Below are 26,375 nucleotides of genomic sequence, written 5' to 3'. Positions count from 1 at the left end.
CAAATTGTTAAAAACGCATTTTATTATATGATATTTTTAGTATTTTTGAATTGCTATTAAAATAAACTATGGAAGTTCTAAAAAACAAAAAAACACTTCAGGATTTCATTGAAAGACAGAAAGAAATGGGTAAAAGGATAGGTTTTGCACCTACAATGGGGGCTTTGCATAATGGCCATTTATCTCTGTATGAGGCAGCTAGAAAAGAAAACGACCTTGTCATTTCTTCAATTTTTGTGAATCCTACCCAGTTTAATAATCCTGAAGATCTGGAAAAATATCCTCGAGATATTAATAGAGATGTCTTAATTTTAAAAAATTCAGGGCTTGTGGATGCGGTTTATATTCCAAATGTTGAAGATATTTACCCTGAAAAAGCAGTAAGCCAACATTATGATTATGATGGATTAGAGAATGAAATGGAAGGAAAATCCAGACCGGGGCATTTTGACGGCGTAGGAACTGTTGTAGAAGAGCTTTTTAATCAGGTAAAACCAGACAATGCTTATTTTGGTGAAAAAGATTTCCAACAATTGGCTATTATCAAAAAAATGGTCGAAAAGAAGCAATTGACGGTAAAAATAAAAGGAGTTCCTATTTATAGAGCAGAAAACGGATTAGCATTAAGCTCAAGAAACCAAAGACTTCATGAAGACAGAAGAGAGGCTTCAAAGGTTATTTTTGAGACTTTAAATAAAGTGAATGATTGGTTCAGAGTTGTAACGATTCCGGAGATCAAAGAAAGAGTTCAGGATATTATGGATCATCAGCAAGGAATGCAGTTGGAATATTTCCTTATCGCAGATGAAGAAACTTTAAAGGAAACAGATTTCTTTTATAAAGACAGAAATTTCAGAGCGTTTATCGTTGTGATGGTAGACGGAGTGAGATTGATCGACAATATGCATTTAGATTAAAAATTTCATATAAAATATAAATAAGCGTTATCTTTTTAAGTGACGCTTTTTTTATGTTTTAATTCAAAATTTATTATTGATTAAATGATGAAGATTAAATATCTGTTTAAGTAAATCCTAAGATAGTACTTTAAAAAACTGATTTGGCTTTGGTATATATAAAAAATCAAAGGCCACCGTTAGGAAGCCTTTGAACACCAAATCACAAAATATTAATATGAAAAAAATTTACTTTTCAGTAAACTTGTGACCCGGCTGGGATTCGAACCCAGGACCCATACATTAAAAGTGTATTGCTCTACCAGCTGAGCTACCGAGTCGGTCACTAAATTTTAAGATTGCAAAAGTATGAAAAATTTTTCACATCTTAAAATAAAATTTCAATTTTCTTTGCAGTGCCTGCGACTGGATTCGAACCAGCACATCCTTAGGAAACCACCCCCTCAAGATGGCGTGTCTACCAATTTCACCACGCAGGCTAAAAAGAATTACAAAAATCTAGTAATCATTTTTTCGCTTGTGACCCGGCTGGGATTCGAACCCAGGACCCATACATTAAAAGTGTATTGCTCTACCAGCTGAGCTACCGAGTCGGTCACTTTATTATCAAGTTTTGTTGTGAGTAACGTCCCTTGTTTTGAGTGGTGCAAAGATATAGCTTTTTTTTATTTCTCAAAACTTTTTCGCAAATTTGTTTAAAATAAATTCATGATAATTTCACTGGTAGGATACATGGGGAGTGGCAAATCTCACATTTCCAAAATATTAAGCGAAAAAATAAATTTTAAATTAATTGACCTAGATAAAGAGATTTCTAGGCGAAATAAATTAACCATTCCTGAAATATTCGAAAAAAAGGGAGAAATCTACTTTAGAAAGCTGGAAAGAGAAACTTTGGAAGAACTCTTGGCTACGGAAGAAAATCTTGTTTTAAGCCTGGGTGGAGGAACTCCGGTTTATTACAATAACATGGAAATTGTAAATCTTAACTCTAAGAGCGTATTTTTAAGAGCTTCAATTCAAACTTTATCAGAAAGGATTTCAAAACAAAAAGAGAAAAGGCCGATAATAGCCAACATTTCGGATGAAAACCTTTCTGAGTTTATTGCTAAGCATTTATTCGAAAGAAACGAATTCTACAGCAAAGCACAGTTTAATATCATTACAGACTCGCGAGACCCGGAAGATATCGTTAATGAAATCATTGAAAAACTATATTTATAAGTCTTTTTCATTTTTTTCATCTTCATTTGAATCATTGGAGTCACTTGTTTCGCCAAAAAAGTCATCCCAGTCTGTGAAATCTCCGGAAATATCGTTTCCTGAATATTCATCCATGTCTCGTCTGTCTTTTTTGGTGGGTCTTCCCTCTCCTCTGGTTCTGTAATAATCCTGGGTCATTTTACGCAGTTTGAGTGTTTCATACTGCTCTTTGTCCGTCATGTCCTTGATATGAAGCGGAACCAATTTGGCGCCCATTCTGCTTTTAGGAATCTGGATGACCTTAATTTTGTAATCAATCTGATTTTTACGGATCTTAATAACATCTCCTTCCTTCACTTCTTTAGAAGACTTTACAACCGATTCGCCAATGGAAACTCTATTTTTTTTAATCTCCTCAGTAGCAATGGTTCTGGTCTTATAAAAACGAATGCTCCATAAAAATTTATCTATTCTCATAATTTTTTATACTTTTGTCGTTATATTATTTGTAAAGTAATCAAAGTTTTTTGAAATGAAAAAAATATTTTTATATATCCTTGCGGGATCACTGTGCTTTTCTGCTTGTAAAAAGGATGATGATGTTGAAACTTATGTAGAACCAGAAGACATCGCAGTACAAAATACCTATGACGACCAGTCTATCCAAAAGTTTTTAGATGCCAACTATTTGGATACCCAAGGAAATATAAAACCTTTCAGCGCAACAGATACAGCTGATGATAATTACAAAAAACTATCTCAATTGGCGCCGGTAACGCTTCCTTCAGGAGTTATTTATATCAAAAGAGCTAATGCTCAGCCTGAAGATGCACCAGCAACAGCACCGGGTAAAACAATTGGAGCTACAGACATTACAAGAATCATGATGAGAGCTAAAACTTATCTTGGAGCCAATACAAATGGAGACGTAGCATTTATCTCTGGTACGGATATGACAGGATATAACACGATTGATGGATCAGGTTCGCCAGTTATCGATCCTAAATTTTATTTTATTAGCCCTAAAAATACTTTGATTACTGGAGCAACAACTGATGCTGCAAAACAACAAAGTTATTATATGATTGAAGGCTTTAGTGAAGCTTTACAAAAATTCAAAGCTTTCGACCAGCCAGACGGATCTGCTTACAACCTACAAGGTGTAATTATTGTTCCTTCAAGAGCTGCCTTTGCAAGAGACGCTCACTACAATTACAGTGGTTATTCTTTCAGAAACAGAACGTTTGTATTTAACTTCCAAGTTTATAAAACTGAAGCTAGACCTGCTGATCAATTATAATTTTATAAATGATAACATAAAAAAAACCACTTCTCATCGAAGTGGTTTTTATTTTGTACATATGTCAAGAATTTAAGATCTTGCTTTCTGCTTTACATTTCCTAAAATATCTGGGAAATAAAGGTCTGCCAGATGATCAAACTCATCACCTCTCATAAACATTGTGGCATCTACTTCTTCGTATGAAGTTCTTCCCGCAGCTGCAATTAATTCATTACAAGTGTGAAGTGTATTTTTATGAAAATGATAAACTCTTTCTGCTTTATCGGTAACATCAAGACCTTTGATTAGCATTTTATCCTGCGTTGCAACACCTGTTGGACACTTATTGTTATTACATCTCAACGCCTGAATACAACCTAAAGAAAACATAAATCCTCTCGCATTATTACACATATCTGCACCCATTGCAACGGCTCTCAGAATATCTAAACTTGTTAAAACTTTTCCGCTTGCAATCACTCTCAGTTTATCTCTTACATTATAACTATTCAGGGTTCTGTTAACAAAGATTAAAGCTGGTTCTAAAGGCATTCCTACTCCATCAGAAAATTCTGGTGGTGCAGCTCCTGTTCCTCCTTCTGCTCCGTCGATTGTGATGAAATCAGGGTAGATTTTAAGAACATTCATTTGAACACAGATATCGTCAAACTCTTTGGTATCACCGATACATAATTTAAATCCGACAGGTTTTCCTCCGGAAAGTTCTCTCAATTGTTGAACAAACCTTAACAATCCTGCTGCATTAGAAAAAGCGGAATGAGAAGGCGGAGAAATAATTGTCATTCCCGGTGTGACGTGACGGATTTTTGCAATTTCAGGAGTATTTTTCACTCCCGGTAAAACTCCACCATGACCAGGTTTTGCACCTTGAGATAATTTAATTTCAATCATCTTCACATTCGGAAGATTGGAATATTTTGTAAATAATTCAGGATTAAATTTCCCTTCATCATCTCTACAGCCAAAATATCCTGTCCCAATTTGCCAGCAAAGGTCACCTCCTTCCAAATGGTGGGGAGAAATTCCTCCTTCACCTGTATTATGGTAAAAATTTCCTTTTTTAGCACCTTTATTTAGAGAAATCTGAGCTCTATCACTTAACGCTCCAAAACTCATTGCCGAAATATTAAATAACGAAGCATGATAAGGTTGAGAACACTGCTCCCCTCCTACCCAAACTCTCGGCAGTTCTTCTGCAGGAGATTTAGCATAAATGGAATGTTTAATTCCTTCATATTTTCTATGATTAACTTCTAACTGAGTTCCAAAAGGCACCGTATCACTCAGGTTTTTGGCACGTCTGTACACCGCAGAACGTTGATTTCTTGGAAAAGGCTTCCCATCCGTTTCTCTTTCGATGAAATACTGCTGCATTTCAGGTGAAATACTCTCGAAAAAGTATCTGAAGTACCCAACAACAGGAAAGTTGCGTAAAATGGCGTGTTTCGATTGATAGGCGTTGTATACGCCCAATGCATAGAACGCAGACAAAGAAATTGGTATCCAATAATCTGCCCGGATTAGTAAAGCTACAATCCATGCAACAATTACTAATACAATTCCCCAAGATAAAAACTTATCTCTCATAGAATGTAATATTTAAAAGTTAAAAATAAATTTAGTAGAAATTTTGCAAAGAGACTACACTTTTGCTAAAAAACTTTCATAAGAAGATTGCACAGAAACCGTGCCATCTGACAGGATTTTTTCTAAATTCAGAAATTCGATCTGGTTTACAGACGCTTGGTCAAAATCTTTTTGCACACGCACATAATTTTCTGTGAAGCCAAACATTTTGCCGTCTTTATTTTCATGCTCCCAAAGAACTGGAAGCGTTTTACCTAATTGTGTTTGATAAAATGCCATTTTCTTCTTTTCAGAAAGGATTCTAAGCATTTTATTACGTTTTTTTCTTTCAGGAATCGGAACAACACCATCCATACCTACAGCTTCTGTATTTTCTCTTTCAGAATAAGTGAAAACGTGTAAATAAGTGATTGGAAGATTATTCAGGAAGTTATAGGTTTCCATGAATCTTTCCTCAGTTTCTCCCGGAAAACCAACGATTACATCAACACCGATAGCCGCATCAGGCATTACCTCACGGATCTTATTGACTCTGTCGTTGTATAATTTCGTTAAATAACGACGTTTCATTTTTTTCAACAAATCATCGCATCCCGATTGCAACGGAATATGAAAATGCGGAACAAAACTTTTACTTTTAGAAACCAATTCGATACTTTCATCTTTTAAAAGATTCGGTTCGATGGAAGAAATACGGATTCTTTCGATCCCTTCAACCTGATCAAGCTCTGAAATTAAGTCTAAGAAAGTATGTTCGTGTCTTTTGTTTCCAAATTCCCCTTTTCCGTAATCACCAATGTTTACACCTGTAAGAACGATTTCTTTGATGTCTCTTGCAGCAATTTCTTTGGCATTATTCAGAACATTTTCGATGGTATCTGAACGGGAAATCCCTCTGGCTAGAGGAATTGTACAATACGTACATTTATAATCACAGCCATCCTGAACTTTCAAAAAAGCTCTGGTTCTGTCTCCGATCGAGTAACTTCCGATAAAGAAATCAGTTTCTTCAATTTCACAAGAATGAACAACTCCTTCGCTTTCAGATTTTTCTAAATCATCCAAATAACTCAGAATATTGAATTTTTCTTTAGCTCCAAGAACCAAATCAACGCCAGTAATTTGTGAAATTTCTTCAGGCTTCAACTGAGCATAACATCCAACAATCACTACCAACCCTTCAGGATTGGCTTTCATTGCTCTTTTTACATGAAGTTTACACTCACGGTCAGCATTTTCAGTTACCGAACAGGTATTGATTACATAAATATCAGCTCTATCATCAAAACTTACTTTATCATAACCGGCATCTGTTAATTGACGGGCAATAGTAGATGTTTCCGCAAAGTTTAATTTGCAGCCGAGTGTATGAAAAGCGGCAGTTCTATGAAAATGGGACATTGAGTATTCCTGATTTTTTATGGGTGCAAAGATAGTAATTTAAATAAAAACTATGAATTGATTCAGTCTATTGTTTATATTCGTCCCTCACTTCCGTACTATTTTGAAAGCAAACAGGCGATGAATTTGAATTAAAATCCGTCTCAATGAATTTATTTTTCATTTCAGAATTAAATTCATGGGATTTATTTCTGGCAATGGAAAGCGTTTTCCAATCATCATTTTTCATCATTTTGGCGATGTAAACGATCTGTCCGATATGATAAGGATAATGAGCCATCTGACGGAAAACCGCATCTACAACCAACTGAGGTTCGCCTCTTATATAAAGTGTAGCATATAAATTTTCGTCATTAATTTGGTTTAAAGCATCGAAAAAGCATTTCCAGCCTTTTTCCCAGAAGTCTAGGATTTCCGTTTTAGTTTTAAAATTATTTACAAATTCTTCATCACGGTTTCGCCAGCTTTTTTCTCCGTCTTCCGTTAAAAAATTTGTCCATCGGGAAAGCATATTTCCTCCAAGATGCTTTACAATGACCGCTATCGAATTACTTTCTTCGTTAAACTGCCAAAAGATCTGCTCCTCAGAAAGTTGCTCAAATGTTTTGTCACCAAGAGATTTGTAATATTCGAAACGTTTGATAAATAGCTCTTTCATATCATTTAAAATAAAAACCAAGTTAATAATTTTCGCGTATATTACATAAATGGAAATTATGAATTGTAAGATCAGTCATTTTATGAAGGATTTAAATTCTTTAAAAACAGAACAGCTTGAAAAATGGTTTACCGATGAAAGTATTATCTGGATTCCGCCTTCCAAAGAAATTTCGGGTAAAAACAGAATTTTAGCTTTGTTCAGGGCAATTTTTAGGCGTTATGAAAATATCGAATGGCGAGTTTCCGAGATCTTTCCATTAGGAAATGGAAAATATTTTTATCAGACCAATTCTTTAGGAAATATGTCAGGAAAAGGCACTTACGAAAATGAAATATGTACAATTATTCAGTTTTCAGACTGCGGAAAAATATTATATCTCTCTGATTATTTTAAAGATACAAAAGTATTTAACTAAAAAACCATCTCGTTAAAGATGGTTTTATTTTATATTGATGATTTAATTATTCTCGGTTTTTAACCATTACCCATCCTGTATATTTGAATAGGGTATTCTTTTTATCTTTTTCATTCCACGAAACAGAATACCAGTAATTTCCTGTAGGAACTTTCATTCCGCCATTCGTAGTTCCGTTCCATTTATAGCCGTTAAATTTATCCGCCTGGAAAATTTTAGATCCATATCTGTCGAAAATATTGAAGACCAGATTTTGTTTTGCTGCCAATGCGGAATAATCAATCACATCATTTATTCCGTCGCCGTTTGGTGTGATGACATTGATAAGATTCGGAACAACAATCGTAATATTAATCGGTTCGCAATCATAAGCATCTTTTACATAAATCATATTATCACCTCTCGGAACATTCGTAAAAATGTTAGAATCCTGCCAAGTGATATTGTCTATTGAATATTTGTATGGAGCAGTTCCGCCCATTACGGAAATCGTAACTGTAGTTGTTGAAATATCAACACTGGAAATTACAGGCTGTTCAGAAGCATACACTTTTACCGTTTGAGTTGTGATACAGTCACCTGTTTTTAGCTTAACCCAATAGGTTCCAACTCCAACATTATTAATAGATTGAGTCGTAGCGCCCGTACTCCATTGATAAGAACTGAATCCAGGTCCGGCATCCAATGTTGTTTTATCTTCCATACAGATTATTTTATCTTTTAAAACTGTAGAATAGACCGGAGCTATTACGATTAAAGTAACTTTAGCAATGGCAAAACAACCGTTCCCGTTCGTTACTTTTATATAAACAACGCCACTCGGAGCGATATATGCAGCTGCTAGTGTGGCAGGAATTTCATTTGTACCGTTCAATGCATCAGTTAAAGATGGATAATATTTTTTGGTAATTCCTCCCTGTGTTGTAACCGAAGCATTGGTAAGGTTAAATAATCCTGTTGAAGGATTGGTTTCTATAAAACAAGATCTCAGCGTTGCATCATTTACCACAACTACCGGGAAAAATTTCAATGTGATCACCGCTGTTGCGATACATCCAAATTGAGACGTTATTTTTACATATACTGTACCTTCTGCGGCAACATAAGCCGTAAAATTCAGGATTTCATTGGTTCCTGCATTAAGGTCAGTGAGTGTAGGATAATATTTCTTAGTCGCGGTGGGATCTCCAAAAACGGCCGCTGTTGTAAGATTAAATGTTCCTAACCCCGCATTGTTATTATTACAGGCAAATAAATTAACATTCGTTCCCGTAATATTTCCCATCTTAAATTTGAATGCACCAACCTGTCGACAGGAATTGATAGGATTTGTAGGATTCGCAGGATCCAAATAATGAATACTGTAATAATAAGTAGTCGTTGTATTAACCGTAATTGGCGTTAAAATAGGATTTGTCCCCGAAAGTGCATTATTTTGTGTAGTATGATAACTGATCAGGAAATTCGGGTTATTATTAAGAATTCCCGCTGATAAAGTCGTGAAATCAAAAATCGCAGGATTATTACATACAACAACCTCTCTCGGATCTGCTGGGTTTGCGGCAGGCAGTCCCGGAGCTACAAACGGATGAGGCTGTATCGTAGGATCTGTAAATGGTGAAGCTAAAGTAGCCGTTCCTCCCCAAGTTAAAGAAAATGGAGCCATCGTAGGATTAATCCCATCAACCCAGTTATCAATATATAAATAATAAGTCTGTCCCGGCAGAACATCCAAATATTTGCAATAAGGTGTTAATGAACCTCCTGCAGCATTGGTAAGCGTGCTTGTCATATTCAATCCTGTAGATGCTCCGACTCCGATTACGGTTGCTGCATTACAACGAATTGGTGAACCCAAACTTCCGCAGGTAACGTTTGGACCATAAACTGCCCAATCGTAATCTGCTGCAGGATCATTCGGAACTAGATCAAAAGTAAGCGTTCCTCCTGTAGCAATCGTGAATTTGTACCAAATCGAATTATGTTCACCTGTCGTTAAACATCCTCCCAAACTTTCATTGACGGCGCCAATTCCCAAAGGAGAATAGGTGATACTCGAGTTTCCACAAACCGACAATGCAGATGTACAATCTGCTTGTGAAAAAAAGGTCTGTGAAATAAATAAGAGAAGAAATAGTAGAGTTTTTTTCATATATTTTTTTTCAATGGTTATTAATTTAAGTGTTCGTAAGACAGTGGATATCAAATATAAACATTTTTTCAATCAATAATAACAATATTCAAAAAAAATAATACATTTAAATGTGAAAAATTAAAAATTATTCAAGATTTAAAAAGAAAACAACAATGATTATTTTATACTCGTAATATTTCCGCAAAGGTTTTCAAGATGAAAGATCTTATGGAAAGGACTTTTTACTTCATTCAAATGTTCTTTATCCTGAATAAAAGTATATCGGGAAGCAATAGAATTCATATCAGAAACAATTACCAGCCAACATTCGTCCACAGAAGTATCGTAGTAAGGAAATTTTTCGTTTTTCTTTTCTATCAATTCTAAAATTTTCTCGGAACAAAGCTCATCAAACAAATTCATGTTATACTCATGAGTGATGAAAACATTTCTGCGATGAAAAGATTTTCTGATACTTTTTACACAGCCAAAAGGTTTTCCTTTTTTAATACTTTTATAAATATTCAAAATATTTTCCTCCTGTTCTTCCAGACGTTCAAACTTAATATTCGGGTGAAATCCTAAAAAATAAACACCACGATATTTCGTAGTGTCTTCTTGTTCTAATAATATTTCTGCCTGACGGAACATCTTGTTAAGATTACTTTCCACCTTCTTCATTTCCAAATGGTTGATGACTTCGGTTAATTCTATTCCGATTTTTTTGTCGTTGAATTTTGCGATAAAGTCAGGGCTTTCGCAGGTAAGATCTTCAAATTTAACTTCAGGAAAATGGTGCATGAAAGAATTAAGGAGCAAGATCTCGGCTTTCTTCTTATATTTTTCGCGGTCATGAAGCGGAGACTCATCTATCGTACGGTGATACTTCTCCATCGGCTTTTTTTTCAAATGTCGATTCAGGTAGTATAAACTCAGATTTTTGATCAGATCTTCATCGGAAAATACCTTTTTCATGACTTCTTTTTTATTATGTTAAACAACAAATATCCGCTACAATTTCACTAATAAAGTTTTTGATTATCAATTTCTTACACTTAAAGGTAAGCAAAAAAACTGTTCAGAAGATGCTTTTAAAAATAATTTATTATATAATTAATGTAGAGTTTATTTTCATAATCGATACATTTGTTTTTCGATTACAAAAAAAACATTGATGTATGGATTTTAAAAATTTTAAAATGCCGTTTGGTATTAATCCTCAATATTCTAAAAAAGTCGCCTATTTCTCAATGGAATTTGCCCTTGAGCAGGTCTTAAAAATATATTCAGGAGGTTTGGGTTTCTTGGCTGGTTCTCACATGAGAAGTGCTTATAATTTAAAGCAAGACCTTATTGGGATCGGGATTCTCTGGAAATTCGGATATTATGATCAGGCGAGAAATCATGATCAAACTTTACAGCCGACCTGGACAAAAAAAATGTACAGTTTCCTTGAAGATACGGGAATAAAATTTCAAATTGAAATTCACAGTGCGCCTGTTTGGGTAAAGGTTTGGTATTTAGATCCTGAAACTTTCAACACGGCACCGATGTTTTTCCTTTCAACGGATGTTCCTGAAAATGACCACATTTCTAAAACTATTTCACATAGATTATATGACGCTAACGAGTCTACAAAGCTTGCGCAATACATTTTATTAGGAAAAGGTGGTGCAAAATTATTAGATGAAATGAATCTTGAAAGAGACACTTACCATCTTAACGAAGCTCACGGACTTCCTGCAGCTTTCCATTTATTGAAAAAATATAAAGGAGATCTGAATAAAGTGAAAGAGAAATTAGTTTTCACGACTCACACGCCTGAAGAAGCCGGGAATGAGAAACATAATATGAAATTATGTTACGATATGTCCTATTTTTCAGGTTTCAGCATGGAAGAAGTTAAAAGTATTGAAGGCTTTGACGATGACCGTTTCAACCATTCGCTTTGTGCTTTGAAAATGGCGAAAGTTGCCAACGGAGTTTCCCAACTTCATGGAGTCGTTTCCAGAGCAATGTGGAGCAAATATCCTGGAATTTGTGAAATAACTTCGATCACCAACGCTCAGGAATTCAAATACTGGTCGGACAAACCGTTATATAATTCTAAAGATGAAAATAACGAAATTGTATTTGATTACCGTAAAAAACATTTAAAAAAGAGGCTTTTCAAAATCGTTGCAGACCAAACGGGAAATTTATTTAATCCAAATATTTTCACAATCGTTTGGGCGAGAAGATTTGCAGGTTACAAACGTGCTGACTTACTTTTACACGATAAAGACAGGTTTTATAAATTATTAAATAATCCAAAATATCCTGTACAAATTATCTGGGCTGGAAAGCCTTATCCGATGGATTATTCCGCAATTTCTACTTTCAACACGCTGGTTGAAGAAAGTAAAAATCATAAAAATATGGCGGTTCTTACAGATTATGAACTTTCATTGAGTAAATCTTTAAAACAAGGTTCTGATCTTTGGTTAAATAACCCTAGAGTTCCTAGAGAAGCATCAGGAACGTCAGGAATGACGGCATCAATGAACGGTTCTGTAAACCTTTCAACAGACGATGGCTGGATCCCAGAATTCGCGAAACACGGAGAAAACTCGTTCGTAGTTCCAAAATGTGATTATGAAAAAATGAGTATTTATGAACAGGATAATTATGATTTGAATAAATTATATGAAATCCTTGAAAATGAAATACTTCCAACATATTACGACAGTCATAATAAATGGAGAAAAATTCAGCACAACTCCATGAATGATGTTAAAGATCAGTTCAATAGCGATCGAATGGCTGATGAATATTATAAAAACCTTTACAATTACAAAGGATAAAATTTATTTTTAAACCATAAAAAATTCCGTGAAAAATCTTCACGGAATTTTTATTTGTATTAATCTTTTTTCTTTTTAGGTATTTTTAAACCTTGCTCTTTGGCTTCAGAAATACCGATGGCAATCGCCTGTTTTCTGTCCGTCACTTTTTCTCCGGAAGAAGATTTCAGTTTTCCTTCCTTGAATTCGTGCATTACTTTTCCTACTTTGTCCTGAGCTTTATCTGAATATTTTGTTTTGCTCATGATCCTATTTTTAAGATTTTGGTAACGTAACTCCTAATTCATAAACATCAGCATGCTTCAAATACTTTGAGCGCTCTCTTGAAGTCACCGATTCTAAATGATCATTTTTAATCACAATGATCGGATCTTCTGTATTTTCAATTTCAAAATTGGCAAAATATCTTTCGTCGGGGCTCGTTTTATCATTACTAGCCTTTATTTTTTGTAATTCGTCGGCATATTTTCTAAATCCGGGATCGGAAGAGTGGATAAATTTATATTCTTCACCAGCATACACATAAAAATGAAGTTTTTTCTCGATAAGTCCGGCTTCATCTGTAATTTGAGGATTATCATTTCCATCTTTAAAAGCTACTTCTACCAAAGTTCCTCCTTTTTTTTGCGCACAGTCTTCAGCATCTTTAAAGCTTGAAAAACCTGTGTATACAATTTGATCACTCAAAACATAACGGTTAAGTTTCTGATCGTATGCATTCGTTTCCATAATTATTATTTTAAATTGATTGATATAATGATACATTCAATTTTTTTGCCAAACAGAACCTATTTTACTAATATTTAGTAAATATTTCAGAAGATTCTTGAACTGAATATAAACTGTGAATTTTCAACCATTAATTCTATATCTTTAAAAATTAATTAATTAAATTAAAAATATTCATTTAAACAATTAAATTTGCAGACTAAAATTTTGACGATATGAAATTAAATTTTATTTTTTCTATTTTTCTATCACTAACAGCCGTATTGGGTAAGGCTCAAAGAATTGATTCAGAAAACATTTCTTTTCAAATATTAAAAGAACCTACAAATGCCATAGAAGCTCAGAACAGAAACTTCTCGGTAGTCGTAAATTCACCTTACAACATCACAAAAGAAAATGTGGTGGCAGATGCTAAGGCTAATTTCCAAAAAAGTGTTGATAATTATGACCAAAGCGTTACAGATGCAAAACTTCAGCACGAAGAAAGGCTAAAAGAGTACGATCTTGAAGTAAAAAAACTTCAGGAAAAATACAAAATCGAATCCGCAGAATATGGCAAACTGAAAACTGTTGAAAAAATTGCAATGAATGCCCAGCCGCCGGTTTTGAGAATTCCTTCTCGTCCGCAACTGAATGTACCACAAAAACCTGTTTACACTGAACCTGATTTAAGAAATGCTTTGATTGTTGACAACAAAGTTCTTGCTTCACAAATCAATATTGATGGTTTTTCAAGAGGCGGAAATTACATCGAAATTTCTGTAAACATGGAAAGAACAAACTTTCAGGATAACGCAGGAAAATCTTTTGCAAATCAACCTACAAAATTGGTTGTAAAGCAAAACGGTGTTGTAAAAATCGATAAAACATTATTCTCTGATTTTGAAGAAATTGCATCAAGTCCAACAAACGAAATTAATTTAAGTGTTCATGAAAAAAATTATCTTCAAAAAGTAATCAATAGAATTAATGACATCTTAGCTGAGAATTTTGCGTATTCAAAAATTATTTCAACGGTAAAATTGGAGAACGTAAAAAATAAAGGAGATTATGACAATTTAGATAAAGCATACATCTACGTAACAACCAATCTTAAAAAAATGCAGGCAAAACCGGATTACGCTCCAAACAAAGCTGCTTTTGAAAACCTAAACAAAGGTGTTGAGATCTGGAAAAGTACTTTATTAAAAATTGATTACAACGATAAAAAAGCAATATTCAACGGTAAAATTGCAACTTATATTTATATGAATTTAATTCGTTTAAATATTGCATTAGGAAACAAAGCTGAAGCTGAAAAATATTTAAATGAAATGCAGGAGCATCTTGTTGACCTTAAATTATCTTGGGATCAAAACAACGAACTGAAAGCTCTTGAACTAAAAATCTATAACTAATTCCATGAAAAAAACTTTAATCCTTTCTCTGACCGTAATCAGTTCTCTGGTTTTCGGGCAAAAGAAATTCGTTTACGGTGATGCTTTCGAATTCAATTCAAAATACGAAAAAGACATCAAATTAGTTCTTTGTGACGACTATAATCAATACGTTTTCAGTGATATTAACGAAGACGGTTACAGCTCATATCCTCACAAAAAAATCTTAATGAGAAAACTGGATCAAAACGGAAACTTAATCGATACTTATACTAAAGATTATGCAAATAAAACCAATGGTGTTTTGCATAATTATTTAGGTTCAATTGAGGTCAGCAAAGATCAATTTGTGATTTATACGGAAGAAATTGAAACCAAGATCAACAGAAAAGAGATTTTTCAACATGTTTTCAACAGAAAAGACGGAAATTTTACTACAACAAGCGTTGGAAAACTTTTCACAGAAGGCGGAATGAAACAAGGAACAACTTTCCTTAGATTCTCAGAAAACGGAAAATATGTTGCTATTGTAAACGACAGATCTGTATCTAAAAAAACAGCAAACACTATCGATAATATTGTGATCGACCTTTCTACCCTTTCAAAAAAATGGGATAAAGAGATCACTTTAGACACTGAATATTTTGAATCTGATGCGGCAGTTACCAATTCAGGAAGAGTTTTAATTCTAAGAAAATCAACCGGTTGGAAAGAATCTTCTAAATTGGTTTACGTTTCGGCTCAAGGCGAGCAGGATATTGCTTTAAAAGAGAAATTAATTCTAAAAACATTAACTCCGGTTTCTATTAATGATCAGGATTATTTGGTTTCTTTCGGATATTTTACGGGAGTAAGAATCAACCAGAGTAATTTTGGAGATATGGCGTTCATCAATCTTCAGAACGGAAACATTACGATGAGTGAGGTTTCTGATTTCAGATCAAATACTAATATGTCTGGAGTAGATGTTCCTTTGGTTCAGGTTGTAGACGGAAAAGCACTTTTATACGGCTTTAATGTAAATAAAACGTTACCACCGTCAACACCTTCTAATCGTTTCCCTGATCCTATTTATTCTTACGGTCCGGGTAAATGGTTTACTGTAAAATCTGATGGAACTGCAAGTACAACTTCAACTGAAAAAAGAGGAGATATAGGATTCTTTACAAAAGATAATATCAACTATTTCTTCACGGACAGCTATGGTTTCACACCTTATAAAGTAGGAAGTGATTTCACGGATAAAAGTAAATTTGTTGAATTTCAGAACAGATATACAAGCACTGAGGCAAAGTATGGGCAACCTATTTTAACTTCTGTTAAATATATTCCGCAGTCTGACCGTGTGATTTTCCTGAGAAAAGTAGGCGACAATAAATTGCTTACTCAAAGTCTTTATGGCTGGCAGAATTAATAATTTTTATTGATAAATAAATGAAAAGTTGGCAGAAATGTCAACTTTTTTGTTTTAAATAATTCACCAAATCCTAAACTTCATCTGTAAGATTTAAATATTTTATATATTTGAATTCTTTTAAAATTAGAAATGAAAAAATTCTTACTAACGCTTACAGTTGCTGCTGTATTTCAAAGTTTATCCGCTCAGGAAATCACTTTAGATAAAATATATTCAGGTTATTACCGTGGAAAAGGCATTGCCGGAATCACTTCCATGAAAAACGGTGAAAATTATTTAGTTATCGAACAAGGTGGAATTGCAAAATACTCTTACAAAACTTCTCAAAAAGAAGGCAACATTGTTGACGGACAATTCGAAAGCTATGAATTTTCTGATGATGAGTCTAAAATCCTTTTATTAAAGCAGAGTCAGCCGATTTACAGACATTCTTTTTTAGGAGTATTTGATGTAAAAGATTTAAAATCTGGGAAAGTTGTCAGCTTAAATAACGGAAAACCTATTCAGGAACCAAGATTTTCTCCTGATGCGACCAAAGTAGCTTTTATTGTTGATAATAATTTATTTTATCAGGATTTAAGTTCAGATAAAATCACACAGATAACTGAACACGGCGTTAAAAATAAAATATTAAACGGTCTTGCAGACTGGGTTTATGAAGAAGAATTCGGACATGCGAGATTGTATGAATGGACAAAAAATTCTGATGCCATTCTTTTCGTTAAATTAGACGAAACCGAAGTTCCGGAAATCTATATTCCAATCTATGGAAAATCTTTGTATCCGCAGGAAATGCGTTACAAATATCCAAAAGCGGGAGAAAAAAACTCTGTTGTTTCGGCTCATATTTATCAGTTAAGTGATGGTAAAAAAACAAAAGTTAATTTAGATAATTATAAGCATTATTATATTCCAAACGTTATTCAGACGGCAAAACCTGACGAAATTGTTTTAATTACTTCTGAAAGAGTTCAAAATGCTTCTGATGTTTTAAAAGTGAATACAAAAACAGGAGCAGTTCAAAAATTATTCACAGAAACTGACGAAAAATGGATCGATACAGACAGTCCGACATTAGAATTCTTAGAGGATAATTCTTTCCTTTGGGGTTCTGAAAGAGATGGAAACCGTCATTTATATTGGTATGACAAAGACGGAAAACTTAAAAAACAAGTTACAAAAGGTAATTGGGAGGTAACTGATTATTATGGGTTTAATCCAAAATCAAAAGAAATCTACGTTCAGACCACAGAAAAAGGAAGCATTAATAAAGTGGTTTCTAAAGTAAATATTGAGAACGGAAAAACTCAGTTGATTTCAAACACAGACGGAAATAATTCTGCAAATTTCAGTAAAAATTATAATTATTTCATTGAAACATCTTCTACAGCATCAAAACCTAACACTTTTGTTTTAAAAGACGGAAATGGTAAAACGATAAAAGAACTTCAAAACAATAATGATCAGCTTCAAAAATTAAAGTCTGATAATTTTGTTGAAAAAGAATTCATTACGATTCCAAACGAAGCCGGCGATCAGATGAATGCATGGATTATTAAGCCTAAAAACTTTGATAAAAACAAAAAATATCCATTATTTATGTTCCAATATTCGGGTCCAGGTTCTCAACAGGTTGCTAATTCTTGGGACAATGGAAATGCAATGTGGTTTGAAATGTTGGCACAAAAAGGTTATGTTATAGCTTGTGTTGACGGACGTGGAACAGGTTTCAAAGGTGCTAAATTCAAGAAGGTAACTTACATGAATTTAGGTAAATATGAAATTGAAGATCAAATTACAGCTGCAAAATGGTTCGGTAACCAATCTTACATCGATAAATCAAGAATCGGAATGTTCGGATGGAGTTTCGGAGGTTATATGACGAGTTTGGCAATGACTAAAGGAGCTGATGTTTTCAAAATGGGAATAGCGGTTGCGCCGGTTACAAACTGGAGATATTATGATTCAGTTTACACGGAAAGATTCATGAGAACACCTCAGGAAAATGCTGATGGTTACGATAAAAACTCTCCTACTGAATATGCTAATTTATTAAAAGGAAAATTCTTATTGATCCACGGAACAGCTGATGATAACGTACATTTTCAAAATTCTATGGAATTCTCAGAAGCTTTGATTCAAAACAAAAAACAGTTTGATTTCATGGCTTATCCAGACAAAAACCACGGAATTTTTGGTGGACAAACTAGACCACAATTGTATCAGAAAATGACTGATTTTATCTTGGAGAATTTATAAAGATCAATAAATATATCTAAAACGCAATCCTTTTCAATTTTTTGAGAGGGATTTTTTTATATTCATTTCATAAATCGTTTTCGTAAAACATTATTTATTTTATCAATTAAAATTAAAAAGCTATTTTTGGGAAAATTGAAATTTATCAACTATGAAGACTAAACATCCTAAAGGGTTGCCTTTCCTCTTCTTTACTGAAATGTGGGAACGTTTCGGGTACTATTTAATTCTCGGAATTTTTGTGCTTTATGTTATTGAACCTACCGGAATGAAGGGCGGACTCGGACTTCCCGACAAAACCGCAGACGATATTTTCGGAACTTACATCGCTTTGACTTATTTGACTCCTTTCATCGGAGGTTTTTTGGCGGATAGAGTTTTAGGATATATAAAATCTATTTATTTGGGTGGAATTTTAATGGCAGCCGGATATATTGGGATGGGAGTTTTTAAAGAACTTCCTTTGTTTTACGGATCTTTAGCTTTAATTATTATCGGAAATGGTTTTTTTAAACCTACAATTTCTACATTATTAGGAAATTTATACTCCGAAGAACCTTATAAAGCCAATAAAGACTCTGGATACAACATTTTCTACATGGGAATTAATATTGGAGCGTTTATTTGCAACATTATTGCGGCTTTCATGAGAAATAAATTCGGTTGGGGTGAAGCATTCATCACCGCTGGAGTTGGAATGTTAATCGGAATGGTCATTTTTACCATCGGTAGAAAACATTACATTCACGCGGCTCAAATGAAGCCTGTACAGGAAGGCGATACCAAGCTTTCTGAAATTTTGCTTAAAGTCTTTCTTCCCGCAATTATTGCAGGGGTGATCGGATGGTTTATTCCTGGAAATATCTTTGGAAGCGACAGTACGGATGCCTTTATTTTCGCATGTATTCCTGTTATTTACTTTTATGCTTCACTTTACTTTAAAGCTAAACCTGCAGAAAAAGCCTCTATCGGTGCCCTTTTATCTGTATTTATGATCAGTATGTTCTTTTGGGCAGTTTTCAAACAAAATGGAACAGCTTTAACGAGATGGGCTAATTATTATACCGATCGAAGTGTTCCTGCTTCAATGGAAAAACCTTTAGAGGATATTTATATGGTTGAACGAAAAAGCTATGAAGATAAAGAAGTTCCTGTATATAATGATCAGTATCAATCTCAAAAAGATAAAGACGGGAAACCACTTAAAGAAGTTGGAAAAGATATTTACTTTAATAATATTTCAGATTTAGACCGCAAAGCTTTGGGAGGAACTGGTCCAAATGAAGTTTACTTATACAATACAGAACTGTTTCAATCCATCAATCCATTTTGGGTAATTGCATTGACGCCTGTTGTCGTAGGATTCTGGGCTTTATTAAGACGAAAAGGAAAAGAACCTTTAACACCAACAAAAATTGTTTTGGGATTATTTATTTCGGCATTATCTTGTCTCGTCATGGTATTGGCAGTGATGGCCGGAGAAAACGGAGCCATAAAAGTATCAGCATTGTGGCTAGTTGCCGGATATGGAGTGATTACAATCGGAGAACTTTGTCTTTCACCGATGGGATTATCTTTTGTTTCTAAATTATCTCCTGCAAGATTAACAGCATTAATGATGGGAGGTTTCTTCCTTGCCAATTCAGTAGGAAACAAACTATCAGGAATTTTAGCAAGTACGTGGTACAACTATGATAACAAAGCGAATTATTTCTTAGTTAATTTCGCTTTGTTGATATTTGCCACACTTTTAGGCTTATCAATGCTGAAAAGATTAAACAAAATCATGAAAGAAAAAGGGCATTAATCCTTATCTTCATAAAGAATATCAAAGCTGTAGACCTGTTCTGCAGCTTTTTTCTTTAAATATAAAATTAAAACCTTGCTGAAAACACAAAAAAAACTATATTTGTCAGTCTTAACAAAAATTAACAATAAAAATGGATAATACTGAAGCATTAAGTCCTAAACCGGATGAATTTGTAGAAAGAAAAGGTTCCAGACACCCAAAAGGATTATGGGTACTTTTCGGAACCGAAATGTGGGAGCGTTTCAACTTTTATGGAATGAGAGCGCTTTTGACGCTTTTCATGGTAAATTCCCTATTAATAAAAGAAGCTGATGCGGCAATCATTTATGGTGGATTTTTAGCTTTATGTTATCTTACTCCGCTTTTAGGAGGTTTTATTGCTGATAAATATATCGGAAATAGAAATGCTATCCTTATTGGTGGATCTTTAATGGCAATTGGTCAGTTTTTATTATTCATCAGTGCCTCAAGTTTTTCCGCAGATTTAGGAAGTGCGAAAACAATTATGTGGCTGGCATTGTTCGTTATTATTTTTGGTAACGGATTCTTCAAACCGAACATTTCCTCAATGGTAGGAAGTCTTTATCCTAAACAGGAAAAATCAAAACTAGACTCTGCTTTCACGATTTTCTACATGGGAATCAACATTGGAGCGTTCCTTGGACAGTTCATTTGTCCTTACGTAGGAGACGTAAAAGATGCTACAACGGGAGTAAGAGATATTTTTGCTTTTAAATGGGGATTCTTAGCTGCTTCAATTGCAATGGTAGTTGGAACAATAACATTCTTTATCCTTAAAAACAAATACGTAGTAACACCGGAAGGAAGACCTATCGGTGGATTACCAAAAAATAATACAAGTGAAGATTTTGAAGAAGGTGAAACTCAGACAGCAAAATTCACTGGAGCATCATTAGGAATCACTGGAGGTATTTTCGTTGTTTTATTCTTCGTTTTCAGATATTTACTTGTTGGTGAATTTGGGTTTAAAGCTGTGGAAATGGGGCAATTAATCAAAGGAATTATTTATCCTTTCATTTATGCTGCAGGTATTGCTTTGGCATTCTTAATTATGAGTTCTGCTGAAAACAAGATAGAAAGACAAAGAATTTGGGTAATTTATATCGTTTCATTCTTTATTATTTTCTTCTGGGCAGCTTTCGAGCAGGCAGGATCTTCATTAACATTTATCGCAGATAACCAAACTGACAGAAGCATCTTCGGATGGAATATGCCACCGTCAATGGTTCAGATTTTCAACGGTATTTTCGTTGTATTATTGGCAGTTCCTTTTAGTTTATGTTGGGATAAATTAAGAGCAAAAGGAAAAGAACCGGTTTCTCCAATGAAACAGGCAATGGGTCTTGCTTTAATTGCTTTAAGTTATTTCATTATCGCACATAATGTAAAAGATCTTGGAAACTCAGGATTATTAGCTATCAAATGGTTAATGCTTTTATATTTCATCCAAACTTGTGGTGAACTTTGTTTATCTCCAATCGGTTTATCTTTAGTAGGTAAATTGGCTCCAAAAAGATTCGCATCTTTATTATATGGTGTATTCTTTATTTCTAATGCTGCTGGTTATGCATTGGCAGGTTCATTAGGAGCATTGATCCCTGCAACTGGTGATAAATTCTCTAAAGCACAGGAAATCGGAGTAAATCTTCAAGATGTTCTAGATAAAAAAGTGACATTAAATGCTGATCAGGTGGCTGCGTTTGAAAAAGCTCAATTACCTTTGGCAAACCCAACTTTTGTAGGAGTTGAAATCCACAACTTATTCGAATTCTTCATGGTATTCGTTGTATTGTGTGGTATTGCTGCTGTAATTTTGGCTTTAATTTCACCAATCTTAAAGAAAATGATGCACGGTGTAAACTAACCGCATCAATAAAATATAATTAAAACCTCTGCTAAGTCGGAGGTTTTTTTTATTTTCGTGTGTTCTTTATCAAATAATTCTAATTTGTGACGCATTGCGTCACAAATTAGAATTATTTGAAAGCAAACTTAAATACAAACTTATCATATACAATTATGAGCTTAACTTTAGATGAAATACAAGATTTCAAAGGAAAATATCCAAAACAAATATGGAGCTTATTTTTCTCTGAAATGTGGGAACGTTTTTGTTTCTACGGAATGCGCGGAATGTTGGTATTCTTCATGATCTCACAACTTAATTTCCACGAAAAAGAAGCCAATCTTCAATACGGTGCGACGCAAGCATTTGTTTACGCTTTCACATTTATTGGTGGTTTATTTGCCGATAAAATATTGGGATTCCGAAAATCTTTGTTTTGGGGTGGATTATTAATGATTGTTGGAAGTTTAATTTTGGCAACAGATCCACACAAATTCTTTTTCCTTGGAATTGCGTTTACCGTTGTAGGAACAGGTTTCTTTAAACCGAATATTTCATCAATGGTTGGTCAGCTTTACAAACCCAATGACTCAAGAGCTGATGCGGGTTTTTCTCTTTTCTATGCAGGAATTAACCTTGGAGCTTTGCTTGGAGGATATTTATGTATTGCTATAGGAAAAGGAGAAATCTTAGGAAATGTTATTTCTGAAACAATGAGATGGAATGTAGCATTTGGACTAGCTGCTATTGTAATGGTAATCAGTTTGATCAACTTTGTTTTTACCCAGAGAAGTTTAGGAACCATCGGGCTTCAGCCAGGACATCCAGATAATGAAATAAAATCTGCCCCAATTCCAAAATGGCAGGAGTATGGAGTTTATGTTTTATCATTAATCTTCGTTCCGATTATTATGGTAATGGTTGCAAAGACGCAGTATACAGACTATTTTATGTACACAATCGGACCACTTACGTTGATTTATCTTTTCTATGAAATGACAAAAGTAACCGTTGCAGAACGTAAAAAACTTTTGGCGGCCTTGGTTTTTATCTTGTTTTCAATCTTATTCTGGGGAATTTACGAACAAAGTGGAGGTTCATTAAGTATTTTCGCGGCTAAAAATTTAAATAAAGATCTTTTAGGATTAGACCCGAATGGTGTTAATAATTCCGGAGGTGCATTTTTTATCATTTTCTTGGCTCCGATCATCGGTTTGCTTTGGATTTGGTTGAATAAGAGAAAAATAGAACCCAACACGATCATTAAATTTGGACTTGGATTTATTTTTCTTGGACTTGGTTATTACGTATTATTTGCAACGAAATTCTTTGCTAATTTACAGGGAATTACTTCATTGAACTTCTTTACTATAGCTTTATTAGTAATTACTTTGGGTGAGCTTTGTCTTTCTCCCATCGGATTATCAATCATGACCAAACTTTCCACAAAAAACCTTCAGGGAATGATGATGGGAATGTGGTTTTTAGCATCAGCTTACGGACAATATGTTGCAGGAATCATTGGAGCAGGCTTGGCGACAGCAAAAGAAGGCTCTACCAACTATGATGCTTTAATCACTTACACTGATGGATATAAACAATTAGGATTATACGCTATAATTGCCGGAGTTGTATTAATTTTGATCTCTCCATTCGTTAAAAAATTAATGCAGGAAGTAAAATAGAAATAAGGAAATTATGCTTATTTTTATTATTTAAATACCAAATTATGAAGAAAATTATAAGCATATTCCTCCTATTTATAGTAAGTTTCAGCTTTGCTCAGGTAAAATGGATGACTATTGAAGAGGCTTTAAAAGCTCAAAAAGAAAATCCAAAAAAAATATTGGTCGATTTTTATGCAGATTGGTGCGCTCCATGTAAGATAATGGATAAAAATACATACGGACACCAAGTAATTGCTGATATTTTAAACCAAAATTACTATCCTGTAAAGTTTAATGCCGAGGAAAAAAATTCTGTTGAAATTTTTGACAGAACATTTTCAAATCCTAATACAGAGCAGAAAAAAGGAAGAAATTCTTTACATGAATTCACTCAATACATGAATGTATCAGCTGTTCCAAGCACTGTTTTTCTGGATGAGAAAGGTGGCCCGATCACCATTCTGCAGGGAGAATTATCCGCAAAAGAACTGGAACCTTATTTAGAATTAATTTCAAAAGATTTATATAAGAAAATCCGAACCAGACAACAATGGGAAGATTATCAGAAGAAATTTAAATCTAAAATAAAAGATTAAAAAATTTAAAGCTTTCAAATATTGAAAGCTTTTTTAATTTCTAAATTTTCACGAAATTCGTTGCTTCTTTTAAATGACTTTAGAAACATCCATCGAATACGTAAAAGGAATCGGTCCTGAAAAAGCCAAACTCATTAAAAATGTGTTGGGAATTTCTACCGTGGAAGATTTTCTTACCTTCTACCCGACCCGTTATATTGATAAAAACAAAGTATATAAAATTGCCAACCTTGAGGAAAGCAGTATTGAAATTCAGTTAAAAGGAAAAATTACCAGTGTTCAGGAAATCCAGACAGGAAAAGTAAAAAGATTGTCTGCAAAATTCAATGATGATACGGGAATGATGGATTTGGTTTGGTTTCAGTATTCGAAATGGATGGTGGAACAGCTTCCTATCAATCGTGAGATCTATATTTTTGGTAAAATTAATGTTTTCAATAATCAATTTTCAATGCCGCATCCGGAAATTGAAATTGACGAAAGAAAGGAAAATGACAATCGTTTAAGACCGATTTATCCAAGTTCAGAAAAGCTAACGAAAAGAGGGTTGCATCAAAAATTCTTTCAGACGGTTTTAAGAAATATCTGCAAAGAAATTCCTAATCTGATACAGGAAAATCTTCCGGATTACATGATGAACTCGTTTAAATTTATGTCCAGACAGCATACGTATTTAAATATTCATTTTCCGAAAGATCTGGATCATTTTGAGAAAGCAAATAATAGATTAAAGTTTGAAGAATCTTTCTTTTTTCAATTAGGATTTGGATTAAAAAAACTTCATCATAAAACCCAATCTCATGGAAATCCATTTCCTGTAGTTGGAGCCCATTTTACTGATTTTTATGCCAATAATCTTCCGTTTGAACTCACCAATGCTCAAAAAAGAGTATTAAAGGAGATTCGTTTAGACATGAAAAAGCCAATCCAGATGAACAGGCTTTTGCAAGGAGATGTAGGCTCTGGAAAAACAATGGTAGCTTTATTAACCATGCTGATAGCGATGGATAATGGTTTTCAAAGTTGTTTGATGGCTCCGACTGAAATTCTGGCTCAACAGCATTTTAACGGCATCAGAGAGCTATTGGCAGAAACAAATATCACCGTTCGTATTTTAACAGGTTCTTCCAAAGCTTCTGAACGGAAAATTATTCATGAAGAATTAGAAAATGGTGAACTTTCTATTTTAATAGGAACTCATGCTGTTTTAGAAGATAAGGTTAAATTTAAAAATCTTGGTTTAGCAATTATTGATGAACAACATCGATTTGGTGTTGCTCAGAGAGCTAAGCTTTGGGCTAAAAATAAAATTCCTCCCCATATTTTGGTGATGACTGCTACTCCTATTCCAAGGACGCTGGCGATGAGTTTTTACTCTGATCTTGATGTTTCTGTGATTGATGAAATGCCTGTTGGTAGAAAGCCCATCATTACAGCCCACAGACGTGAAAAAGACAGGACTTTTGTGTATAATTTCTGCAGAGATGAGATCAAAAAAGGTAGACAGGTTTATTTTGTGTATCCGTTAATTGAAGAATCGGAAACGCTGGATTATAAAAATCTGATGGAAGGTCTTGATCATGTGATGAATTCTTTTCCGGACTACAAAGTCTCCATGCTTCATGGTAAAATGAAACCTGCTGAAAAAGATGCTGCCATGAATTATTTCGCATCAGGAGAAGCAGAAATAATGGTTGCAACGACCGTAATTGAAGTTGGTGTGAATGTTCCGAATGCTTCGGTAATGGTGATTGAAAGCTCAGAAAGATTTGGTTTATCACAGCTTCATCAGCTGAGAGGTCGTGTTGGCCGTGGCGCCGAACAGAGTTATTGTATTCTGATGACTTCCGACAAGCTATCCAAAGAAAGCAGAACCCGCATCAAAACGATGACGGAGACTAATGACGGCTTTAAAATTTCAGAAGTAGATATGCAACTTCGCGGTCCCGGAGATATTCTGGGAACCCAACAAAGCGGTGTCATAGATTTTAAAAGACTGGATCTGGTAAACGATTCTGCGATTATAAAAGCCACAAAAAAGACGGTAGAAAAAATTCTGGAAGCCGATCCAATGTTAGCAAGCCCTGAAAATCTCGTGATCAAAAACTACTATGTGAGATATTACAAAGGCAAAAATAAATGGAGTAAAATTTCATAAAAAAACCGCGAAAAGACTTTTCTTAACGCGGT

21 protein-coding genes and 3 tRNA genes are annotated in these 26,375 nt (G+C 34.2%); 13 read left to right on the top strand and 11 right to left on the bottom strand.

Features of this window, described 5'->3' with window-relative positions; translation table 11 throughout:
* The first annotated feature begins 68 nt into the window (after positions 1 to 68).
* A complete protein-coding gene (gene panC / locus SB689_RS14965) occupies positions 69 to 917 on the top strand; it encodes a pantoate--beta-alanine ligase (protein WP_410692903.1) in 849 nt (282 codons plus the stop codon).
* Between the two features lie 247 nt (positions 918 to 1,164).
* Here the strand turns inward: panC and SB689_RS14960 are convergent.
* The 3 genes from SB689_RS14960 to SB689_RS14950 all read right to left on the bottom strand — a co-directional run bounded on the left by SB689_RS14960 (position 1,165) and on the right by SB689_RS14950 (position 1,510).
* Positions 1,165 to 1,237 (bottom strand) — tRNA-Lys (locus SB689_RS14960).
* Between the two features lie 76 nt (positions 1,238 to 1,313).
* Positions 1,314 to 1,396 (bottom strand) — tRNA-Leu (locus SB689_RS14955).
* Positions 1,397 to 1,437: 41 nt separating this feature from the next.
* Positions 1,438 to 1,510 (bottom strand) — tRNA-Lys (locus SB689_RS14950).
* 115 nt (positions 1,511 to 1,625) lie between these two features.
* Here SB689_RS14950 and SB689_RS14945 point away from each other — a divergent pair.
* Complete coding sequence (locus SB689_RS14945; protein ID WP_410692902.1) at positions 1,626 to 2,141, top strand: shikimate kinase; 516 nt, start codon at positions 1,626 to 1,628, stop codon at positions 2,139 to 2,141.
* Here SB689_RS14945 and SB689_RS14940 read toward each other — a convergent pair.
* The gene (locus tag SB689_RS14940; protein WP_410692901.1) at positions 2,136 to 2,597 is read right to left on the bottom strand and encodes an RNA-binding S4 domain-containing protein; all 462 of its coding nucleotides are present in this window, start codon (positions 2,595 to 2,597) and stop codon (positions 2,136 to 2,138) included. The two genes, SB689_RS14945 and SB689_RS14940, sit on opposite strands and share 6 nt — an antisense overlap.
* A gap of 55 nt (positions 2,598 to 2,652) precedes the next feature.
* On the opposite strand from SB689_RS14940, the gene SB689_RS14935 reads away from it, so the two are divergent.
* Entirely contained in the window at positions 2,653 to 3,420 is a 768-nt protein-coding gene (locus tag SB689_RS14935) for a hypothetical protein (RefSeq protein WP_410692900.1), read from the top strand.
* Positions 3,421 to 3,492: 72 nt separating this feature from the next.
* On the opposite strand, the gene SB689_RS14930 is transcribed toward SB689_RS14935, so the two are convergent.
* The 3 genes from SB689_RS14930 to SB689_RS14920 form a co-directional block, all read right to left on the bottom strand.
* The gene (locus SB689_RS14930) at positions 3,493 to 5,010 is read right to left on the bottom strand and encodes an FMN-binding glutamate synthase family protein (protein ID WP_410692899.1); all 1,518 of its coding nucleotides are present in this window, start codon (positions 5,008 to 5,010) and stop codon (positions 3,493 to 3,495) included.
* A gap of 54 nt (positions 5,011 to 5,064) precedes the next feature.
* A complete protein-coding gene (mtaB, locus tag SB689_RS14925) occupies positions 5,065 to 6,411 on the bottom strand; it encodes a tRNA (N(6)-L-threonylcarbamoyladenosine(37)-C(2))-methylthiotransferase MtaB (RefSeq protein WP_410692898.1) in 1,347 nt (448 codons plus the stop codon).
* 67 nt (positions 6,412 to 6,478) lie between these two features.
* The gene (locus SB689_RS14920; protein WP_410692897.1) at positions 6,479 to 7,069 is read right to left on the bottom strand and encodes a DUF1572 family protein; all 591 of its coding nucleotides are present in this window, start codon (positions 7,067 to 7,069) and stop codon (positions 6,479 to 6,481) included.
* A gap of 58 nt (positions 7,070 to 7,127) precedes the next feature.
* Here SB689_RS14920 and SB689_RS14915 point away from each other — a divergent pair, with 58 nt between their 5' ends.
* Entirely contained in the window at positions 7,128 to 7,487 is a 360-nt protein-coding gene (locus SB689_RS14915) for a nuclear transport factor 2 family protein (protein WP_410692896.1), read from the top strand.
* A 46-nt stretch (positions 7,488 to 7,533) separates the two neighbouring features.
* Here the strand turns inward: SB689_RS14915 and SB689_RS14910 are convergent, their stop codons facing one another.
* Together SB689_RS14910 and SB689_RS14905 are read right to left on the bottom strand one after the other, a co-directional pair.
* Positions 7,534 to 9,639, bottom strand: coding sequence for a T9SS type B sorting domain-containing protein (locus SB689_RS14910; protein ID WP_410692895.1), 2,106 nt, complete (start codon positions 9,637 to 9,639; stop codon positions 7,534 to 7,536).
* 159 nt (positions 9,640 to 9,798) lie between these two features.
* Positions 9,799 to 10,596 (bottom strand): hypothetical protein, encoded by a 798-nt coding sequence (locus SB689_RS14905; RefSeq protein ID WP_410692894.1) that lies wholly within the window; start codon positions 10,594 to 10,596, stop codon positions 9,799 to 9,801.
* Positions 10,597 to 10,799: 203 nt separating this feature from the next.
* Here SB689_RS14905 and glgP point away from each other — a divergent pair, with 203 nt between their 5' ends.
* A complete protein-coding gene (glgP, locus tag SB689_RS14900) occupies positions 10,800 to 12,464 on the top strand; it encodes an alpha-glucan family phosphorylase (RefSeq protein ID WP_410692893.1) in 1,665 nt (554 codons plus the stop codon).
* A 59-nt stretch (positions 12,465 to 12,523) separates the two neighbouring features.
* On the opposite strand, the gene SB689_RS14895 is transcribed toward glgP, so the two are convergent.
* Together SB689_RS14895 and SB689_RS14890 are read right to left on the bottom strand one after the other, a co-directional pair.
* Positions 12,524 to 12,709: a DUF6496 domain-containing protein gene (locus tag SB689_RS14895; RefSeq protein WP_410692892.1), complete on the bottom strand. Its 186-nt coding sequence runs from the start codon at positions 12,707 to 12,709 to the stop codon at positions 12,524 to 12,526.
* 10 nt (positions 12,710 to 12,719) lie between these two features.
* Positions 12,720 to 13,193: a hypothetical protein gene (locus SB689_RS14890; protein WP_410692891.1), complete on the bottom strand. Its 474-nt coding sequence runs from the start codon at positions 13,191 to 13,193 to the stop codon at positions 12,720 to 12,722.
* 215 nt (positions 13,194 to 13,408) lie between these two features.
* Between SB689_RS14890 and SB689_RS14885 the strand changes: the two genes are divergently transcribed.
* From SB689_RS14885 to recG, 8 genes are all read left to right on the top strand, one after another.
* A complete protein-coding gene (locus SB689_RS14885; RefSeq protein WP_410692890.1) occupies positions 13,409 to 14,590 on the top strand; it encodes a hypothetical protein in 1,182 nt (393 codons plus the stop codon).
* A gap of 4 nt (positions 14,591 to 14,594) precedes the next feature.
* Entirely contained in the window at positions 14,595 to 15,983 is a 1,389-nt protein-coding gene (locus tag SB689_RS14880; RefSeq protein ID WP_410692889.1) for a hypothetical protein, read from the top strand.
* Positions 15,984 to 16,115: 132 nt separating this feature from the next.
* On the top strand, positions 16,116 to 18,245 hold the full coding sequence (locus tag SB689_RS14875; RefSeq protein ID WP_410692888.1) for a S9 family peptidase: 2,130 nt from the start codon (positions 16,116 to 16,118) through the stop codon (positions 18,243 to 18,245).
* A gap of 151 nt (positions 18,246 to 18,396) precedes the next feature.
* Positions 18,397 to 20,052: a peptide MFS transporter gene (locus SB689_RS14870; RefSeq protein WP_410692887.1), complete on the top strand. Its 1,656-nt coding sequence runs from the start codon at positions 18,397 to 18,399 to the stop codon at positions 20,050 to 20,052.
* A 133-nt stretch (positions 20,053 to 20,185) separates the two neighbouring features.
* Positions 20,186 to 21,940, top strand: a complete 1,755-nt coding sequence (locus SB689_RS14865; RefSeq protein ID WP_410692886.1) for a peptide MFS transporter — start codon at positions 20,186 to 20,188, stop codon at positions 21,938 to 21,940.
* A gap of 155 nt (positions 21,941 to 22,095) precedes the next feature.
* Positions 22,096 to 23,607 carry a peptide MFS transporter gene (locus SB689_RS14860; RefSeq protein ID WP_410692917.1) on the top strand — a complete coding sequence of 504 codons (1,512 nt, stop codon included), beginning with the start codon at positions 22,096 to 22,098 and terminating at the stop codon, positions 23,605 to 23,607.
* A gap of 44 nt (positions 23,608 to 23,651) precedes the next feature.
* Complete coding sequence (locus tag SB689_RS14855) at positions 23,652 to 24,185, top strand: thioredoxin family protein (RefSeq protein ID WP_066751721.1); 534 nt, start codon at positions 23,652 to 23,654, stop codon at positions 24,183 to 24,185.
* Positions 24,186 to 24,258: 73 nt separating this feature from the next.
* The gene (gene recG, locus SB689_RS14850) at positions 24,259 to 26,343 is read left to right on the top strand and encodes an ATP-dependent DNA helicase RecG (RefSeq protein WP_410692885.1); all 2,085 of its coding nucleotides are present in this window, start codon (positions 24,259 to 24,261) and stop codon (positions 26,341 to 26,343) included.
* Positions 26,344 to 26,375 lie beyond the last annotated feature (32 nt).

Source organism: Chryseobacterium sp. SIMBA_038 (genome assembly GCF_046535115.1).
GTDB lineage: Bacteria > Bacteroidota > Bacteroidia > Flavobacteriales > Weeksellaceae > Chryseobacterium.
This window is presented reverse-complemented; position numbering and strand designations above follow the sequence as displayed.

Coding starts and splice junctions, on each gene's coding strand:
- SB689_RS14935 (WP_410692900.1), top strand. CDS start 2,653: ATGAAAAAAATATTTTTATATATCCTTGCGGGATCACTGTGCTTTTCT.
- recG (WP_410692885.1), top strand. CDS start 24,259: ATGACTTTAGAAACATCCATCGAATACGTAAAAGGAATCGGTCCTGAA.
- SB689_RS14885 (WP_410692890.1), top strand. CDS start 13,409: ATGAAATTAAATTTTATTTTTTCTATTTTTCTATCACTAACAGCCGTA.
- SB689_RS14930 (WP_410692899.1), bottom strand. CDS start 5,010: ATGAGAGATAAGTTTTTATCTTGGGGAATTGTATTAGTAATTGTTGCA.
- SB689_RS14940 (WP_410692901.1), bottom strand. CDS start 2,597: ATGAGAATAGATAAATTTTTATGGAGCATTCGTTTTTATAAGACCAGA.
- glgP (WP_410692893.1), top strand. CDS start 10,800: ATGGATTTTAAAAATTTTAAAATGCCGTTTGGTATTAATCCTCAATAT.
- panC (WP_410692903.1), top strand. CDS start 69: ATGGAAGTTCTAAAAAACAAAAAAACACTTCAGGATTTCATTGAAAGA.
- SB689_RS14890 (WP_410692891.1), bottom strand. CDS start 13,193: ATGGAAACGAATGCATACGATCAGAAACTTAACCGTTATGTTTTGAGT.
- SB689_RS14920 (WP_410692897.1), bottom strand. CDS start 7,069: ATGAAAGAGCTATTTATCAAACGTTTCGAATATTACAAATCTCTTGGT.
- SB689_RS14870 (WP_410692887.1), top strand. CDS start 18,397: ATGAAGACTAAACATCCTAAAGGGTTGCCTTTCCTCTTCTTTACTGAA.
- SB689_RS14880 (WP_410692889.1), top strand. CDS start 14,595: ATGAAAAAAACTTTAATCCTTTCTCTGACCGTAATCAGTTCTCTGGTT.
- SB689_RS14905 (WP_410692894.1), bottom strand. CDS start 10,596: ATGAAAAAGGTATTTTCCGATGAAGATCTGATCAAAAATCTGAGTTTA.
- SB689_RS14945 (WP_410692902.1), top strand. CDS start 1,626: ATGATAATTTCACTGGTAGGATACATGGGGAGTGGCAAATCTCACATT.
- SB689_RS14915 (WP_410692896.1), top strand. CDS start 7,128: ATGAATTGTAAGATCAGTCATTTTATGAAGGATTTAAATTCTTTAAAA.
- SB689_RS14875 (WP_410692888.1), top strand. CDS start 16,116: ATGAAAAAATTCTTACTAACGCTTACAGTTGCTGCTGTATTTCAAAGT.
- SB689_RS14895 (WP_410692892.1), bottom strand. CDS start 12,709: ATGAGCAAAACAAAATATTCAGATAAAGCTCAGGACAAAGTAGGAAAA.
- mtaB (WP_410692898.1), bottom strand. CDS start 6,411: ATGTCCCATTTTCATAGAACTGCCGCTTTTCATACACTCGGCTGCAAA.
- SB689_RS14865 (WP_410692886.1), top strand. CDS start 20,186: ATGGATAATACTGAAGCATTAAGTCCTAAACCGGATGAATTTGTAGAA.
- SB689_RS14855 (WP_066751721.1), top strand. CDS start 23,652: ATGAAGAAAATTATAAGCATATTCCTCCTATTTATAGTAAGTTTCAGC.
- SB689_RS14860 (WP_410692917.1), top strand. CDS start 22,096: ATGAGCTTAACTTTAGATGAAATACAAGATTTCAAAGGAAAATATCCA.
- SB689_RS14910 (WP_410692895.1), bottom strand. CDS start 9,639: ATGAAAAAAACTCTACTATTTCTTCTCTTATTTATTTCACAGACCTTT.